Origin of the sequence: Methylocystis sp. (assembly GCF_051061225.1) — a bacterium.
Classification (GTDB): domain Bacteria; phylum Pseudomonadota; class Alphaproteobacteria; order Rhizobiales; family Beijerinckiaceae; genus Methylocystis.
The window spans coordinates 35,986-51,894 of record NZ_JBPFEB010000085.1 but is presented as its reverse complement, the minus strand read 5'-3'; the positions used below and the strand labels follow the sequence as shown (position 1 = coordinate 51,894).

At 66.7% G+C, this 15,909-nt stretch carries 15 protein-coding genes; 1 reads left to right on the top strand and 14 read right to left on the bottom strand.

The window, feature by feature from the left end; all coding sequences use genetic code 11:
• The 14 genes from ACR652_RS14980 to ACR652_RS14915 form a co-directional block, all read right to left on the bottom strand.
• Window positions 1-274 (bottom strand): hypothetical protein (locus ACR652_RS14980; protein WP_434507278.1); only part of this gene is annotated, 274 nt, incomplete at its 3' end.
• A gap of 556 nt (window positions 275-830) precedes the next feature.
• Complete coding sequence (gene fliP / locus ACR652_RS14975) at window positions 831-1,586, bottom strand: flagellar type III secretion system pore protein FliP (RefSeq protein WP_434507277.1); 756 nt, start codon at window positions 1,584-1,586, stop codon at window positions 831-833.
• Window positions 1,583-2,254, bottom strand: a complete 672-nt coding sequence (locus ACR652_RS14970) for a flagellar basal body-associated FliL family protein (protein WP_434507276.1) — start codon at window positions 2,252-2,254, stop codon at window positions 1,583-1,585. The genes fliP and ACR652_RS14970 overlap by 4 nt, the downstream gene beginning before the upstream one ends.
• Before the next feature lie 48 nt (window positions 2,255-2,302).
• Window positions 2,303-3,031: a flagellar basal body L-ring protein FlgH gene (locus tag ACR652_RS14965; RefSeq protein ID WP_434507275.1), complete on the bottom strand. Its 729-nt coding sequence runs from the start codon at window positions 3,029-3,031 to the stop codon at window positions 2,303-2,305.
• Window positions 3,028-3,555 (bottom strand): MotE family protein, encoded by a 528-nt coding sequence (locus ACR652_RS14960; RefSeq protein WP_434507274.1) that lies wholly within the window; start codon window positions 3,553-3,555, stop codon window positions 3,028-3,030. Before ACR652_RS14960 ends, ACR652_RS14965 begins: the two co-directional genes overlap by 4 nt.
• 24 nt (window positions 3,556-3,579) lie before the next feature.
• Window positions 3,580-4,923: a FliI/YscN family ATPase gene (locus tag ACR652_RS14955; protein ID WP_434507280.1), complete on the bottom strand. Its 1,344-nt coding sequence runs from the start codon at window positions 4,921-4,923 to the stop codon at window positions 3,580-3,582.
• Window positions 4,924-4,930: 7 nt separating this feature from the next.
• Window positions 4,931-5,653 carry a flagellar basal-body rod protein FlgF gene (gene flgF, locus ACR652_RS14950; RefSeq protein ID WP_434507273.1) on the bottom strand — a complete coding sequence of 241 codons (723 nt, stop codon included), beginning with the start codon at window positions 5,651-5,653 and terminating at the stop codon, window positions 4,931-4,933.
• A 78-nt stretch (window positions 5,654-5,731) separates the two neighbouring features.
• A complete protein-coding gene (locus ACR652_RS14945) occupies window positions 5,732-6,607 on the bottom strand; it encodes an SDR family oxidoreductase (protein WP_434507272.1) in 876 nt (291 codons plus the stop codon).
• Between the two features lie 90 nt (window positions 6,608-6,697).
• The gene (locus tag ACR652_RS14940) at window positions 6,698-8,755 is read right to left on the bottom strand and encodes a M3 family metallopeptidase (protein ID WP_434507271.1); all 2,058 of its coding nucleotides are present in this window, start codon (window positions 8,753-8,755) and stop codon (window positions 6,698-6,700) included.
• A gap of 73 nt (window positions 8,756-8,828) precedes the next feature.
• A complete protein-coding gene (locus ACR652_RS14935; protein ID WP_434507270.1) occupies window positions 8,829-9,638 on the bottom strand; it encodes a hypothetical protein in 810 nt (269 codons plus the stop codon).
• 241 nt (window positions 9,639-9,879) lie between these two features.
• A complete protein-coding gene (locus ACR652_RS14930) occupies window positions 9,880-11,628 on the bottom strand; it encodes a c-type cytochrome (RefSeq protein WP_434507269.1) in 1,749 nt (582 codons plus the stop codon).
• Between the two features lie 108 nt (window positions 11,629-11,736).
• Window positions 11,737-12,039, bottom strand: a complete 303-nt coding sequence (locus ACR652_RS14925; protein WP_434507268.1) for a hypothetical protein — start codon at window positions 12,037-12,039, stop codon at window positions 11,737-11,739.
• Between the two features lie 72 nt (window positions 12,040-12,111).
• Window positions 12,112-13,212: an AI-2E family transporter gene (locus ACR652_RS14920; RefSeq protein ID WP_434507267.1), complete on the bottom strand. Its 1,101-nt coding sequence runs from the start codon at window positions 13,210-13,212 to the stop codon at window positions 12,112-12,114.
• A 4-nt stretch (window positions 13,213-13,216) separates the two neighbouring features.
• On the bottom strand, window positions 13,217-14,650 hold the full coding sequence (locus ACR652_RS14915) for an MFS transporter (protein WP_434507266.1): 1,434 nt from the start codon (window positions 14,648-14,650) through the stop codon (window positions 13,217-13,219).
• 104 nt (window positions 14,651-14,754) lie between these two features.
• Here ACR652_RS14915 and dinB point away from each other — a divergent pair, with 104 nt between their 5' ends.
• The gene (dinB, locus tag ACR652_RS14910; RefSeq protein ID WP_434507265.1) at window positions 14,755-15,870 is read left to right on the top strand and encodes a DNA polymerase IV; all 1,116 of its coding nucleotides are present in this window, start codon (window positions 14,755-14,757) and stop codon (window positions 15,868-15,870) included.
• The last annotated feature ends 39 nt before the right edge of the window (window positions 15,871-15,909 follow it).

Sequence of the window (15,909 nt, the reverse complement as noted above, 5' to 3'; positions counted from 1 at the left end):
TCTTCTTCACGCCGGACGGCAAGCGCTTCGCGGCTGAAATCGGCGGCCCGGTGATTCCGAAGTTCGTCGCGGGCGACATGCCCTGATCGAACAACGATCGCTGACATAAACGCCGGCCGGATCGAAAGATCCGGCCGGTTTCTTTTTGAAAAGGGGAAAAACGGAGTGAGCGACGGAATCGGTCTGCAAATTCCCTCATGTCGAGGAAGCGGGCGCCGAGTTCCTGGAGAGCCCTAGCGTCAAAACCGAAGGTTTCGTCGAGCGACGGCCTCACTCCCGGGCGGCAAACAGTTGCGATCTGGAGTCCGACGCAAAGGAGAAATCGAAAGGCGAATCCTGCGAGAGGTATGGAGCTTCAACAGCCTGTCGCCGGCGCCGGCGGGGCAGGTGACAGCGACGCGGGTTCGATCCTTGCAGCCAGACGCGGAGGCCCGGAGCGCGGCGGCTGGCGTGCGCGACCTGCGCGATCGATCAACCTTCCTTGAGCGCCGGCGGCGAATTTCACCGGGCCACGCGGCGTAAATCGCATATTCTCGTTTGCTCATAAGGGCTTGGGAGGAACGGCGAAGCTTTGCAGCTCCCTCAGCGAGGTCCGGTGTGAACGGCTAGCTATGGAAAGCTCACAGCCAGGGCGTTCGCGGCTGGCGTCCCTGCCTCGCCCCCGCTCGCCCTGCGTCGCCAACTCGCGGTCATCCGATCGACCGCCGCCGTCGTCTCCCGTTCGCCCGGCCCCTGCCGCCGCCGCCTCGGTCATGTGGAGCCCTCGTCGGCTTTTCGCGGAAGATGCGAGCCTTCGGCCAGAGGGCGTCAACCGGCGTTGATCCTCCGCTTCAGCCGTAGGAGCGGATCAAACTGCCGACCAGCAGGTTCCATCCGTCCATCAAGATGAAGAAGAGCACTTTGGCCGGCAGCGCGATCGTCGTCGGCGGCAGCATCATCATGCCCATCGACATTGTGATCACGGCGACGATGATGTCGATGGCGAGGAAGGGAACCACGATCAGAAAGCCAATCTCGAATCCGCGCCGCAGTTCCGAGGTCATGAAGGCGGGAACAAGAACGTCCAGGCGCGGTCCGTCCTTCGCGGCCGACGACTCCACTTTTCTGAGGTCCGCGAAGAGGCGCAGATCCTTCTCGCGAACATTGGCGAGCATGAACTCGCGGAACGGCGCCGACATGCGGGTGAAGGCCTCGGCCTCGCCGATCTTGCCTTCGACAAGCGGCCGTCCGCCCGTCTCCCAAGCCTTCTCCGCGCTCGGCGCCATGACATAGAAGGTCATGAATAGCGCGAGGCTGATCAGGACCAGATTGGCGGGCGTGCTTTGCAGACCAAGACCCGCGCGCAGGAAAGACAGCGCGATTGCGAAGCGGGTGAAGCTCGTCGCCATGACGAGCAGGCCCGGCGCGATCGAAAGGATCGTCAGGGCCCCGAGAAGCTGAATCATGCGCCCGCTCATCGCGCCGCCGCCACCGGGCAGAAGCGCGCCGAGATCCAGCCCCTCCGCCGCGACGCCCGCGACGGGCGAGAAGGCCGCCGCCAGCAGGAGGCCCGATGCGAGCGCGGCGCGAACGGCTTTCGAGGTCATTGCACGACCAGCGATTCGATGATGAATTCCTTCACTTGACGCTCTGAACGCGTCGCGGCGCGCTCGCCGAGCTCCTCTTGCAGGCGCCGCAGGCCATCCGGTCCCTCGATCGCGGCCACGTCGATGGTGCTCATGAAGGCGGTGATGTCGGACATGAGGGCCGGGATCAGCGATTCCGGGTGCTGCGTTTCATGCGCATCGTAAACGATGGCCGATTGCAGACGCACCCAACCTCTCTTGTCGCCGCCAAGATTGGTGACGAGCGGCGGAAGCTCCTTCACATGCAGCTCCGGCGGGAGCTGTTCCTTTTTCTCCGCAGCCTTGCCATGCGGATCGCCGTGGCTGTCACCCTTGCCATGGGCGTCGCCGCCGCCGTGCTTGTCGTCTGGCTTGTCGCCATGTCCGCCCCCATCTCCACCCCCATGCCCGCCCCCGGACCCGCCGCCATGCGACTCGGACTTGGCTCCGCCATGGGCGTCGGACTTCTCCTCGGCCTTTGCGTGGCCCTTCGCCCCGCCGTCCTCGCCGGTCTTGTCGGCGCTCTGAACGCCCTCGCCGGCGGCCTTGCCCTTCTCCGGCTCCTTGGGCGCCAGCATGGAGGACCCCAGAAAGGCTCCCCCGCCGCCGCCGATGAGCGTCACCGCGACGAGCGGGATCAGCAACGCCATCAAGCCGCCTTTTGATTTTCCGCCAGCGTCCGCCACGTCGAAAGCCCCTCAGAACGGAACGAAAGTGTCGTAGAGCTGCTGGCCCCAGGCGGGCTGCTGCATCTCGCTCAACCGGCCGCGTCCGCCATAGGAGACGCGCGCCTCGGCGATCTTGTCGTAGGAGATGGAATTGTCCTTGTTGATGTCGCGCGGCCGCGCGACGCCGCCGACGGTCAGAACGCGCAGTTCGTTGTTGACGCGAATTTCCTGCGACCCGTGCAGAACCAGATTGCCGTTGGGCAGCACCGCCGTCACCGCCGCCGCCAGGGTGAACCTGACCTGCTCCGAACGATTGATCGATCCCCGACCCTGCGTCTCGGTCTTCGAGTCGATGTCGTTTTGCCAGGCGCCGGTCTGCTTGGTCTGGGAGCCCGCGAGCCCGCCGATCTGGGGGAGAAGATCGAGCAGGAAGGACCATTTCGAATTGATCTTGCCTTCGCGCGAGCGGTCGGTCGAATTGCCGAGATTGGCGCGGTCGTCCATGGAAATCATGACGGTGACGACGTCTCCGACGCTCATCGCCTTCACGTCCCGGAACAGATTGACGCGGTTTTCGTCGAGCCGCATGCCCGGCCCGAGCGAGGCGGCGCGGGTGATTCCGGTGGGAAGCTGATCGTCGTAGAAATTGAGCCCGCTGCCGATCGGCGACAGATGCGGTTCGCGCGCGAAATCGCGCGGGTCCGTCGCGCAGGCGGCGAGCGCGAGGGAGAGGGCGCAGGCGTGGAAGGGTCTGATCATGGCTTTCGCGCCGCGCTGGATTTTCGGAAATCGGAGATTTTTTTGGCGAGCGCGGCCGCACGGGCGGCGTCCATCTCGCCCAGGATCGCGCTGGAAATCTTGGTTTTGAGTTGCAGGACCAGCGATGCCGCGACATCTTCGTCGAGCTCGGCGAGTTGTGCGGCGGCGGCGTCCGGCTTCATGCGCGAATAGAGCCCGACAAGCGCCTCGCTCGCGTTGCGTTCGAAGGCGTCGAGCCGGTCGACAAGCGCACGCAATTCATTCTGCCGGGTCTCCAGAGCCTGCAGCCGGCCGCCGACCTCCGTCTCGAGTTCGGCGAGCTCCTTGCGCCGGCGTTCCAGCCGCAGCGTTTCGGCCGAGGCGGCGATGTTGGCGCAATATTGCTGCTGCTCCCTGGTCGCGCCGCGCGATTGCGCGAGAGCGGCGTCACAGGCGCAGAGGAGCAGGCTGACGACGCCGGCCGCCGCCCGATGTCTCGCCGCCCGCACGCGCTGCGTCCGCCCTGTTCCGACTCGCATGGTCATCAAGGAAGCTTTGAACCCGCAAGCTTACCTGTGACTGGCGGCCGGGGCGGCGGTGGAGAGAATGGCCGCGAGCTCCTGAATGGCGCCGGCTTTCGAGGGCGCGTCGGGCGCCTGCTGCAAGGCCTGGTAGATCGCCGGAGTCAGCGCGACAGCGCGATCGAGCGTTGCGTCGCCGCCCGGCTGATAGCCGCCGAGAAGGCGCAGATCGCGCGTGTCCTCGTAGCGCGCGACGAGCGCGCGCGCCTTTGCGACAATGTCGCGCTCCTCGTGGCTCCAGACCCGGTCGGCGAGGCGGGAGATGGATTTCAGAATGTTGATGGCGGGATAGCGGCCCTGTTCGGCGATCTCGCGTTCGAGCACGATATGGCCGTCGAGCGTGCCGCGCACGCAATCGGCGATCGGATCATTGTGATTGTCGCCGTCCACCAGCACCGAAAAGATCGCCGTGATCGAGCCGCCGTCGTCGACGCCGGGACCGGCGCGTTCGAGCAGGCGCGGAATATCCGCAAAGACGCTCGGCGCGAACCCATTGGCGGCGGGCGGCTCGCCCGCGGCGAGCGCGATCTCACGCAGCGCATGGGCGTAGCGGGTGACGGAATCCATGATCAGCAGCACGGACAGGCCGCTGTCGCGATAGCTTTCCGCGATGGTGGTCGCGGCGAGCGGCGCGAGGCGGCGCATCATGGGGCTTTCGTCGCCGGTCGCGACGACGACGACGGCGTTCGCCGCGCTCATGCCCAGCGCCTCGGTGAGGAAGTCGCGCACCTCCCGGCCGCGTTCGCCGACGAGGCAGATGACGGCGGCGTCGAAAGCGGCGGAACGGGTCATCATTGAGAGCAGCGTCGACTTGCCGACGCCGGAGCCGGCAAAGACGCCCACGCGCTGCCCCCGGCACAGCGGCGTGAAGGCGTCGATGGCGGCGACGCCCGTCGGCGCCGGCGCATGGACCCGGGCGCGCAGCATGGGATTTGGGGGAGCGGCGTCGAGCGGGCGCGGCGCGCCGCGCGGCAGCGGTCCGCGCCCGTCGATGGGGCGTCCGAGGGCGTCGATGACGCGACCCTTCCAGCCCGGATCGGGCGCGATGCGGATCGGCCCCAGCAGCGTGACGCGCGCCCCGAGCCCGACGCCCGCATTGCTTTCGAAGGATTTGACCAGCACGCCGCGCCGGTCGATGCGGATCGCCTGCCCGTGACAGGCGCGACCGCCGCCCTCCAGCAGGACGCAATCATCGAGCCGCAGAAATTGCGACAGGCCTTCCACGCGAAAATGCGAGGGCGAGACTTCCGTGACCACGCCGCTGATGGCGATGCGCTCGCCCGCGTGGATAAAGCAATCCACCGCCTCGCCGAGGCGGGACAGCGCGTCCATCATGCGCTCAGCCGCCGCCAAGCGTGCGCACCGCGGCGCGCTGGGACGTATCCAGCATGTCGTAGGCCGCCGTGGCGCTTTCGAAACTGCGATGCGTCATGATGAGTTTGGTGATTTCGCTCACGGGGCTGACATTGGCGTTTTCCAGATGGCCCTGGGCCACGCCGTTGCGAATGAAATTGATGACCGGCGTCGCCGGAGTCGACGGAATCACGCTGGAGTTTTCGCCGCGCTTCAGCGTCGCCGCCTCGTCGATCTCGAACAGCCCAACGGCGCCAATCTGGCGGTCGCCCTGCTGAATCGTCCCGTCGCGGAAAATCATCGGCGGCCCGGCGGTCGGATCGAGAACGATGGGCGCGTTGCCCGCGTCGAGCACCGGAAAGCCGAGCAGGGTGCGCACGTCGCCGGTTTCCTGCATCCGAAAACGGCCGTCGCGCGTATAGGCGACCCCCTGCGGAGTCTGGATGGCGAACCATGCGTCGCCGACGACGGCCACATCGAACGGATTGTCGGTCTTCACCAGACCGCCGGACGCGCGGGAAATGAAGTCCGTCCCGGCCGAGGCATAGGCGGTCGTCGTCGGCGAGGCCTTCGAGAGCACCGTATCGAAGCTCACGCCGGTCGCCCGATAGCCGACCGTGCCCGCGTTGGCGACGTTTTCCGCGATCGTCGTCAGACGCTTTTCAAGCGCAACCTGAGAGGAGAGCGTGACGTAAAAAGCCGATTGCATGGCGCCCGCCGGTGTTTGTCCCGGCGGCAGTTTCCAGCCGAAAGCTTGCCCGAGGCGGGCGGCGCGCGATCCTTTCCGTCATCGGCCGGCGTGGAACGCCGATTTGACGACATTCGGACTGATCGGCTCTTCGAGGAAGAAATCCAGGATGGCCGCCTGATTGGGGTCGACGGAATAGGCGGACAGATCGGTGATCCCTTCTTCCGCCAGCGCCAGCACGTCGATGAAGAAACGGCCGGTGCAGTCGCGCGAGGCGCGCGTCAGGATGGCGTGGGCGGCGTCGGCGACAATCTCCGGTTTGCGCGAGCGCTTGATCACCTCCTCGCCGCCGAGCAGATTGCCCACGGCGGCGGTCGCGATCGCGGTTTCCGGCCAGAGCGAATTCACCGCGATCCCCTCCCGCGCGAGGTCCTTCGACAGGCCCAGAGTCACCAGGCTCATGCCGTATTTCGCCATGGTGTAGGCAAGGTTCGGCGCAAACCATTTGGGATTCATGTCGAGCGGCGGCGACATGGTGAGAATATGCGGATTTTCGGCCTTGCGCAGATGCGGCAGAGCCAGCCTGGCGCAAAGGTAGCTCCCGCGCGCATTGATCTGGTGCATCAGATCGAATCGCTTCATGTCGAGCTGATCGACGCCGCGCAGGTCGATGGCGCTGGCGTTGTTGACGAGAATGTCGACGCCCCCGAAGATGTCGACGGTCTTCTGCATCGCAGCCTCGACCTGATCGTCGAAGCGGATGTCGCAGGAAATGGCGAGCGCCCGGCCGCCGGCGGCCTCAATCTCCTGCGCCGCGGTGAAGATCGTGCCGGGGAGCTTCGGGTTTTCCGTCACGCTCTTGGCGGCGATGGCGATATTGGCGCCGTCCCGCGCGGCGCGCTTCGCAATGGCGAGGCCGATGCCGCGGCTCGCGCCGGTGATGAAAAGCGTCTTGCCCTGAAGCGACCGTGACATCGAAAGCCCCTCTCAAAAGCTTGCGCTTGACACTTAATCATCTTGCGCCGCCGGACAAGCGCGGCGGCGCGCATGACGCAAGCGCACGCTTCAGGAACGCGCCGCGTTCAGGAAGCCCCGCTGGCGCAAGAGCGGCTCGACCGTCGGCATCCGGCCCCGAAAGGCGAGATAGGCCTCGGCGGCGTCCTGCCGCCCGCCCGCCGCGTAAACGAAGGCCTTCAGCCTGTCCGCGACGTCCCGGTGGAAGGGGTCGCCGGTTTCCTTGAAGGCTTCGAAGGCGTCGGCGTCGAGCACTTCCGCCCACAGATAGCTGTAATAACCGGCGGAATAGCCGTCGCCCGAGAAGATATGCCCGAAGTGCGGCAGCCGGTGCCGCATGATGATCTCCTCCGGCATGGAAATCTTTTCGAGGCTCTGTCGTTCGAGGTCGGCGACGTCGACATCCGCGGGCAGGGCTCGTTCGTGCACGTCCATATCGACATAGGCCGAGGCGCAGAACTCCACCGTGCCGAAACCCTGGTTGAAATGGCGCGAGGCGAGGATGCGTTCGAGAAGATCGTCGGGCATGGGCGCGCCGGTCTCCGCATGCCGCGCGAACTGTTTCAGGACAGCGGGCTCCAGCAGCCAGTGCTCGTAGAGCTGCGACGGCAACTCCACGAAGTCGCGCGCCACATTGGTGCCGGAGACGAGCGGATAGGTCACATCCGACAGCATGCCATGCAGGGCGTGGCCGAATTCGTGGAACAGCGTGCGCGCGTCGTCGAGACTGAGCAGGGTCGGCTCGCCTTCGGCGCCCTTGGTGAAGTTCATCACATTGACGATGATGGGGCGAACCTCGCCATCGAGCTTGTGCTGCGAGCGGAAGTCCGACATCCAGGCGCCGCTGCGTTTCGAGGGCCTGGCGAAATAGTCGGCGAGGAAGAGCGCGACATGCGTTCCGTCGCGATCCAGAACCTCGAAGGCGCGCACATCGGGGTGATAGACATCGAGGCCCTCGCGCTCGACGAAGCGAAGACCGAAGAGTCGTTCCGCGACATGGAACGCCGCCGCGATCATGCGATCGAGCTGGAAATAGGGGCGCAGCGTCGCCTGATCGAGATCGTAGAGGTCCTTGCGCACGCGCTCGGCGTAGAAGCGCCAGTCATGGGCGGCGACGGCGAAATTGGCGCCCCCGGCGTCGACGAGCTTTTGAATATGCGCGCGCTCCTCGGCGGCGCGGGAGAGCGCGGGCGACCAGACGCGATCGAGCAGATCGCGCACGGCGGCCGGCGTCTTCGCCATGGTGTCGTCGAGCTTGTATGCGGCGAAACTCTCGAAACCGAGAAGCTTCGCGCGCGCGTCGCGCAACGCGAGGATCTCGCGGATGATCTCCAGATTATCGGTTTCGCCGGCGTTCTGTCCGCGCCGCGCCCAGGCGCGAAACACGGTCTCGCGCAGGTCACGTCGCGCGGAGCTTTGCAGAAATGTCTCCGCGCTCGACCGGGACAGGCTCACCGCATATTTGCCGGGAGCGCCGCGTTCGGCCGCGAGCCGCGCCGCCGCCGCGCGGAAATCGTCGGAGAGGCCGTCGAGGTCGCTTTCCTCGAGGAGCAGCAGCCAGGAGGATTCGTCCGCGAGAACGTTTTGTGAGAATTGCGTCGCGAGCGCCGCGAGCCGCTCCATGATGGATTTGAGGCGGTCCTTTTCCTCCGTCTTCAGCCGCGCGCCGGCGCGCACGAAATTCTTGTGCGTGAGTTCCAGCACGCGGCGTTGCTCGGGCGTCAGGCCGAGGCTGTCGCGCGTTTCGTAAAGCGTTTCGACGCGACGAAACAGCTCGGGGTTCATGGAGATGTCGCTCGCGTGCCGGGAGAGGGCGCTCGCCATGTCGCGCTCGATCTCCTGCAATTGGGGATTGGTGTCGGTCGCGGCGAGGTTCCAGAACACCGAGCCGACGTCGGTCAGCGCTTTCCCCGCGCGCTCCAGCGCCTCTATGGTGTTCTCGAATGTCGGCGCGTCCGGATTCCCGGCGATCTCCGCAATCTCCGCCTCATGGCTGGCGAGCGCCGTCTCGAAGGCCGGACGGAAGTGCTCGCTGCGAATGGCGCCGAAGGGCGGCAGCGCGAAGGGGGTGGTCCAGGTCGTCAGCAGGGGATTGGCGGTGTTCGGCATAGGGTCCTCTAAAGGCGCGCGTCGTCCCGGCGGCGGGGCGGCCGGGGGCGCGCGAGACGGCGTGGCGTTTAATTTAAAACCAGTCCTGGAAAGAAAAAGGCTCGAATCCCTCAAGCTCCATTTCAATCGCGAAGGAAACGCCGCGGGAGACGAGTTGATTGGCGAAGCTGATCCCCGAGACCTGGGTGGAGCGCGCATGGGCGATCTCCGCGACGGGCGCGCCTTCGACGACCGCCTGCTCGCGCCGCGCGATCCCGCCAACGCGCCCGCTGATGGGCGCGAGCACGGGCGCGTCGCCGACATAGCCGAGCGTGCCGCCGGCCTCGACAGAGGCGCCGATGGAGACCTCCGCACGGAACAGCCCCGAGACCGGGGCGAAGACATGCGCGCACTCCGCCTCACGCGCGCGCCTTTGCGGCGCGGCCGCCTTGCGATGAACGGCGCCGGGATCGGGGCCGTCCGTCTCGATGACGAGGTGACAATCGACGCCGGGACAAAACGACGGTCCCAGTCCGATAGTGAGTTCCGCGTCGTCGGGCGTCGTGAGCGGCGCGGGCTCGCGGTCTTCCTGCGCCGCGACGATCACGTCCCAGGGCCAGCGTTCGAGCGCGTCCGCATACCGTCCGCGCAGCAGCGGAATGAAGGCGCGCGTGCGCAGCCCGAGCTGGAATTCGGCGTTCACGTCGGCGCGGCGCGCCTCGACTCCTTCGAGAAGCGCATAGCCGTCGTGCCAGGCGTCGGCGAAGCTCATCCGACGGCGCAGCAGCAAGGGCGCGGTGGCGCGGTACAGGCCGACGGCGTAACCATCCACATGAAGACGCCGCGCCACGGCGGAGGCTGTCTCGCCAATCCCACAGACCAGGATGCTCTTGTCGGTCGACATCGGCGGCTCCAGCAACATCAGTCCTGGCGCGGCGACGGGCCGGCGCGCGCAACATGCTACGCCATCGGCGCGAAAAATCTATCCGGAGACGTTTCGCGCGGCGCCACGCGCGCGGAGCAAGGACGGCGCCAAACGAAAAACGCCCCGCCGTTACATCCACGGTCGGAGCGTTCTCGTGCCGGCGTCTCCGTCGACTTGATTAAAGGCTAGGCAGCCATTGAAGCAAAATCATGGCGTTCCTTTACTTTCCAGCAGGATGGCCGATGGCCCAGACATAGGCGGCGACGGCGGTGACGTCCGCATCGGTGAGCGGCGCTCCGCCCTTGGGCGGCATGGGGCTTCTGTAGTCTTTCGGCGCCGGCACGCCATCGGCGATCGTCTTGCGAATGGCGTCGAGACTGCCGTCGCCCCACAGCCATTTGCCGCTGGTGAGATCCGGCCCGAGCGGGGAGCCCTTGCCATTCTCGCCATGGCAGCCCGAACAGTTCCCGCTCGCTGCATGTCCGTTGAAGATGCGCTCGCCTTTCGCGACCTCTGCGTCGGTGACGCCGGGCGGTGTCGGCAGCTTGCGGCCTTCCATCTTGCCAGCGTCGGGATTCACGCCCTCCGGCGGCGACGCTTCGGCGGCGCGCGCATAGGTCTGCGGCGTCGTTGGCGCCGGCTCGACGCCCGTGCTGGCGACGTCGCCATGGAAAACGATGCGCCAGATACGTCCGCCGACGTCGTCTGAAACATAGAGCGCGCCATCAGGGCCGACGGCGACGCCCGAGGGTCGGTGGCGGGCCGCGCCAGGGTCCTTGCTCCTGCCGGCGAAGCCGTCGGCGAAGACAATGAAATCGCGGTTGGGCTTGCCCGCCGCCATGGGCTGGAAAACGATGTTGTAGCCGCCCTGCGGGAAGGGCGCGCGATTCCAGGAGCCGTGGAAGGCGATGAAGAAGCCGCCGTCATAGGATGTCGGAAACAGGCCGCCATGGTAGATCGCGAGATCGTTTGGCGCCCAATGAGCGGGGAAGGACGCCAGCGGACCCTGCTTTTGCGCGCAGACGCCGAAGGTCTTGCCGCCGTCGCCGCCATATTCCGGCGCGAGAACCAGCGCGCCGAGGAAGCCGTCGTAATAGCAATAGGGCCAACCGTAATCGGCGCCCTGCTTCAGCTCCACGAGCTCCTCGGCGGGCAGCTCCGGGCCCTGTTCGCGCGTGAAGATCTTCGGCCAATTCTCCGAGAGCTGGTCGCGCCCATGCTGGGTGACGTAGATCCGATCGCCGTCGATCGCGATTCCCTCGCCATTGCGAATGCCGGTCGCGAAGCGCTCGGCGGGAGAGAATGTCTGGCCGGTGGCCCTGGCGTCATAGCGCCAGACGCCGGCGCGCGTCTCCAGCTCGCGGCAGGGGTCGAGGCCGGGCGACTCGCGCATGCGGTTTTGCGCCTGGCAGGAATTCGTGGCGGACGCGGAGTCGACGAAAAGATTGCCCGCCGCGTCGATCGCAAAGGGATGCATCGGGTGGTCGCCCGTGAGCGGCAGGCCGGAAACGACAATTTGTGGCTTTCCGTTCGGAACGATGTCGTCTTTCGGCAGGCTGTAGCGCAGGATGCGGTCGCCTTCCTCGGCATAGAGAGCGCCATCGTAAAGGGCGACGCCCGTGCCGCCCGCGCCGCCGCCGACCGGCGTCTCGCCGAAGCGTCTGATAATTTCGGCGCGGCCGTCGCCATTGGCGTCCTGCAAGGCGACGATGAAGCCGCCGGCCGGCGGCCGGGCGGTTCCGTAATAGCGCCCGCTCCACGTATTGACATAGACGACGCCATTCGGCGCGACGGCCATGTGTCGGGCGTGGCCGATGTGATCGGCGAAGATGGTGGCGCAGAATCCGCGCGGCAGGCTGAGGCCGGCGTTGTCTGAGGCGCAGCCGGCGGGGGCGTCTTGCGCGTTCGCGGGGGCGCTCGCCAGCGCCAGGACGGCAAACGAAGCCGCGCGCAGGAGTGTCTGTCGCATTGTCGCAACCCTTTCCGCCCGGCCGTGCGGGAGGACATAGCGCTCCGGGCCGTCTGGAAAAGCGGCCCCTGCCGCCTTCCCCGCCCGGAGGGCGTTCTCCGCGAGCCTCTACTGCCGGCTTGCCTGCTGCTGCTCGAAATAGTCGCGCACCGCCACGGCGATGGAGCCGAATTGGGTGAGAAACTCGGGCTCGCCCCACAGGCTTCGCTCGATTTCCATCAAATAGCGCAGTTTTTCGATGAATTCGGCCGCGCTGGCGCAGGGCCGCACGGCCACGTCATAGCGGGCGATGTCCTCGGCGCGGCTGGCGCTGAGGAAGTTGTCGTCGTCCTCATGGGTCGCTTCGAATGTCTCGAACGCCGCGCGATGCGCGTCGATGAGGCTGGACAGCTCTGGCGTGAGAGAACCCATCGGCGCGCTCCTTCCGTTCATCAGGTCACACTTGGGGCGTTCTGGCGCGCGCGCATGGGGGCTTTGGCGAAATTATCCCAAAGGGGCCTCGGGCGGGGCCGAGAGGTCGCGCCACAGCGAGATGAGCGCCGCCATGATCGCAGGCCCAAGGAACAGGCCGAGAAGCTCGAAGCATTCGACGCCGCCGAGAATGCCCAGCAGCACCCAGACGAAGGGCATCTTGGTCGTGGCGCCGATCAGTTGCGGCCGCACGAAATGGTCCGCCACGAACACCGTGACCGCGCCCACGGCCACGATGATGGTCGCGGCCGGCGCGCCGACGCTCACGGCGGCGACGAGGGCGGCGACGCCAATCGCGATGGCGGCCGCGAAGGGAATCATGGCCGCGAAGGTCGTGAGCGCGCCGAGCAGGATCGGGTGCGGCGTGTGCGTGACGACATAGGCGGCGGTCAGGATGAATCCTTCGCCGATGGCGACCAGCACCAGTCCGTTCAGCGTGCCGCGCACCGAGGCGATCATCTGCCCCGCCACGACCTCGCCGCGCGCGCCGAACAGCCGGCGCGAGACGACGCGCGACTGCGACACCACGCTGTCGCCATAGAGGAACAGGAAGAACAGGGCGAGCAGACACACGATGAACAGCATCGCGCGGCGCACGGCGCCGGCGCCCAGCATCGCGCCGAGCTCGCGCGTCGAAGAGGTGTTGAGCTGCTTCAGAAGGTCTTTCGCCCAGCCCGCATGCGCGAGATTTTCCGCCCACCATTGCGTGATCCAGGCGCCGACATAGGGCAGGCGCTGGATCGCCTCCGGCGCCGGCAGGCCCGAGTCTCCCGCCATGCGCGCATAATCCACAAGCTGGCGCAACTCGACCAGCGCGCCCGCCGCGAGCAGCGCGACAGGCGCCATCACGCTGAAGCCGACGAGCGCCGTGAACAGAAGGGACGCGAACTCGCCCGAGACACGGCGGCGGCGAACGCGCGTGTAGAGCGGCCACAGCGCCACGGCGAACACGACGGCCCAGGCGAGGGCGTGCAGATAGCCCGACAGGATATAGACGCCCGCGCCGATCAGCAGGGCGCAGACGCCGACGGCGGCCGCGAGCTGGAGCCAGGAACTCGCGTCGCTGGAGAATCCCGTCGCCGTTTCGCGCGGCGCGCCTTGCGTCTCGTCCATTCCGCTATCCCTCGTGCAAGCTTCGCTCATAGGTTGGTTCCGCTCCCGTCCCGCTGACAGTGGCGCCGTCGCCGGACTGCAAGGTCCAGAAGGACAGGGAGGACAGAATAGTCAAACCGCCAAGCGTCAGATAGGCGTCATGCAGCGCATGGATCACTGCCGTCCGGTCCGTTTGCGGCGCGCCGTCGAGAAACCACGCCGCGACCAGCGAACCGACGGCGAGCCCGAAGCTCATCGAGATTTGCTGGAAGGAGCTTGCGATGGTCGCCGCCATGCTGGAGTCGGCCGGCTCAATGTCGGCATAGGCCATGCTGTTGACGCTGGTGAATTGCAGGGAGTTGAAAAAGCCCAGCGCCAGCCCCGTCCCGATGAGAAAGACATAAGGGGTCGCGCTGGTGATGAGGGAATAAAGACAGATGGCGGCGCCGATCATGACCGTGTTGGCGATCAGCACGCGCTTGTAGCCGAAGCGGGCGAGGATCCGCGCCGAGATGACTTTCATGCCCATGGCCGCGGCGGCGGTGGGCATCATCAGCAGGCCGGACTGCCACGCCGGCATCCCGAGCCCGACCTGAAACAGCAATGGCGTCAGAAACGGCAGGCCGCCGACGCCGAGCCGGGTGATGAAGCCGCCGATGACGGAGACGCGAAAGGTGCGCGCCCTGAAAAGCGAGAGCCTCAGGAGGGGGAAGGGGATGCGGCGGGCGTGAAGCCAATAGGCGCCGAGCAGCGCAAGGGCAACGGCGAAAAGCCCCGCGCCGGCTTCCGCCTCGATCTGGTGCTCGCCGAAAATTTCCAGCAGCCAGGACAACAGCGCCGTGCCGGCGCCGAAGAGAAGCAGCCCGGTCCAGTCCAGCGGATGGCGCGTCTCTTCGCGATAATCGGGCATGTAGCGGTGGACGAGCCATTGCGCCACGAGCCCGACCGGGACATTGACGAAGAAGATCACGCGCCAGGACACCCAATTGACGATCAGCCCGCCCACGGTGGGGCCGAGCAGCGGCCCGATCAGGGCCGGGATGATGACGAAGTTCATGGCGCGCAAGAGCTCCGACTTCTCGAAGGTGCGCACGATGGTCATGCGGCCCACGGGCGTCATGAGCGCGGCGCCCGCGCCCTGAAGAATGCGCGCCGCGACCATCTGATGCGCGTTCTGCGCCAGACCGCAGCCGATCGACGACAAAGTGAAGACCGCGATCGCCAGGGCGAACACGCGTCGCGAGCCATAGCGGTCGGCGACCCAGCCGCTCACCGGAAACCCCACGGCGAGGCTGAGGATATAGCTCGCGGCGACGGCCTTGAGGCTCAGCGGCGTGACATGCAGGCTGGCGGCCATGGCCGGAACGGCGGTGTTGACGATGGTGGCGTCGAGTTGCTCCATGAACAGCGCGGCCGCCACCACCCAGGGGAGGGAGCGCTTCACAGTCTCCTCGTCCATGGCCGTCTCCCTTCGCGGGTTCGAACGCGCGGGCGGCGACGTCGTTCGGCCCGCCGCAGCGGAGCCGGTGCAAATTGCGTTGCGCTCCGCTACATTTGGCGGCCATGAACGCGCGTGATCCGAGAGCGGCGGAGACGGCCGAAGCCCCCCGGCCGCGCAAGATCATTCACATCGACATGGACGCGTTCTACGCCTCGGTCGAGCAGCGCGACCATCCGGAGCTGCGCGGCAAGCCGGTCGCCGTCGGCGGCGCCCGGGAGCGGGGCGTGGTGGCGGCGGCGAGCTACGAGGCGCGCAAATATGGCGTGCGCTCGGCCATGCCCTCGGTAACGGCGCGCCGCAAATGTCCGGAGCTGGTCTTCGTGCGGCCGCGTTTCGACGTCTATCGCGCGGTCTCCATGCAAATTCGCGACATTTTCGCGGATTACACGCCGATCATCGAACCACTCGCGCTGGATGAGGCCTATCTCGACGTCACCGACACTCTGAAAGGCGTGTCCTCAGCCACCCAAATCGCGGAAGAGATCCGCGCCCGCATCCGGGAGGCGACTGGCCTCACCGCGTCCGCCGGCGTTTCCTACAACAAGTTTTTGGCCAAGATCGCGTCGGATTACCGCAAGCCGGACGGGCTGTTCGTGATCACCCCAAGACAGGGACCGGGCTTTGTGGAAACGCTGGAGGTCGGCCGCTTTCATGGCGTCGGCCCGGCGACGCGCGCGAAGATGAACCGGCTCGGCATTGAAACCGGCCTCGACCTCAAGGCGCAGTCGCTGGCGTTCCTCCAGCAGCATTTCGGCAAGGCGGGCGCATATTATTACTGGATCGCGCGCGGCGTGGACGAGCGGCCGGTGCGCGCCAATCGTCTGCGCAAGTCCATCGGCGCCGAAAACACATTCATTCAAGATGTCTTCACCCTGCCGGCGGCGCGCGAGGCGCTGGCGCCGATCGTCGACAAGGTCTGGCGCGCCTGCGAGAAGAATGGCGTTCGCGGGCGAACCGTGACTCTCAAGGTGAAATACGCCGACTTTCACCAAATCACCCGCGCGCGCACGATCGAGGCGCCGGTTGCATCGCGGGAGGATTTCGAACGGATCGCGCTGGAGCTGCTGGCGCCGGTGTTTCCGGCCGCCGAGGGCGTGCGCCTGCTCGGCGTCAGCCTGTCGTCGCTGGAGAGCGCCGGCGCGGCGCCGCGGCAGCTTCGCTTCGACCTTTCGTCGTGACTGGCGCGGCGACGCCGGGAGCGCCGCCGCGCCGGGATC

Bases quoted from the DNA above. Each gene is read 5' to 3' on its own strand.
- fliP (WP_434507277.1), bottom strand. From the start codon at position 1,586: ATGACCTCGAAAGCCGTTCGCGCCGCGCTCGCATCGGGCCTCCTGCTG.
- ACR652_RS14970 (WP_434507276.1), bottom strand. From the start codon at position 2,254: ATGGCGTTGCTGATCCCGCTCGTCGCGGTGACGCTCATCGGCGGCGGC.
- ACR652_RS14965 (WP_434507275.1), bottom strand. From the start codon at position 3,031: ATGATCAGACCCTTCCACGCCTGCGCCCTCTCCCTCGCGCTCGCCGCC.
- ACR652_RS14960 (WP_434507274.1), bottom strand. From the start codon at position 3,555: ATGACCATGCGAGTCGGAACAGGGCGGACGCAGCGCGTGCGGGCGGCG.
- ACR652_RS14955 (WP_434507280.1), bottom strand. From the start codon at position 4,923: ATGGACGCGCTGTCCCGCCTCGGCGAGGCGGTGGATTGCTTTATCCAC.
- flgF (WP_434507273.1), bottom strand. From the start codon at position 5,653: ATGCAATCGGCTTTTTACGTCACGCTCTCCTCTCAGGTTGCGCTTGAA.
- ACR652_RS14945 (WP_434507272.1), bottom strand. From the start codon at position 6,607: ATGTCACGGTCGCTTCAGGGCAAGACGCTTTTCATCACCGGCGCGAGC.
- ACR652_RS14940 (WP_434507271.1), bottom strand. From the start codon at position 8,755: ATGCCGAACACCGCCAATCCCCTGCTGACGACCTGGACCACCCCCTTC.
- ACR652_RS14935 (WP_434507270.1), bottom strand. From the start codon at position 9,638: ATGTCGACCGACAAGAGCATCCTGGTCTGTGGGATTGGCGAGACAGCC.
- ACR652_RS14930 (WP_434507269.1), bottom strand. From the start codon at position 11,628: ATGCGACAGACACTCCTGCGCGCGGCTTCGTTTGCCGTCCTGGCGCTG.
- ACR652_RS14925 (WP_434507268.1), bottom strand. From the start codon at position 12,039: ATGGGTTCTCTCACGCCAGAGCTGTCCAGCCTCATCGACGCGCATCGC.
- ACR652_RS14920 (WP_434507267.1), bottom strand. From the start codon at position 13,212: ATGGACGAGACGCAAGGCGCGCCGCGCGAAACGGCGACGGGATTCTCC.
- ACR652_RS14915 (WP_434507266.1), bottom strand. From the start codon at position 14,650: ATGGACGAGGAGACTGTGAAGCGCTCCCTCCCCTGGGTGGTGGCGGCC.
- dinB (WP_434507265.1), top strand. From the start codon at position 14,755: ATGAACGCGCGTGATCCGAGAGCGGCGGAGACGGCCGAAGCCCCCCGG.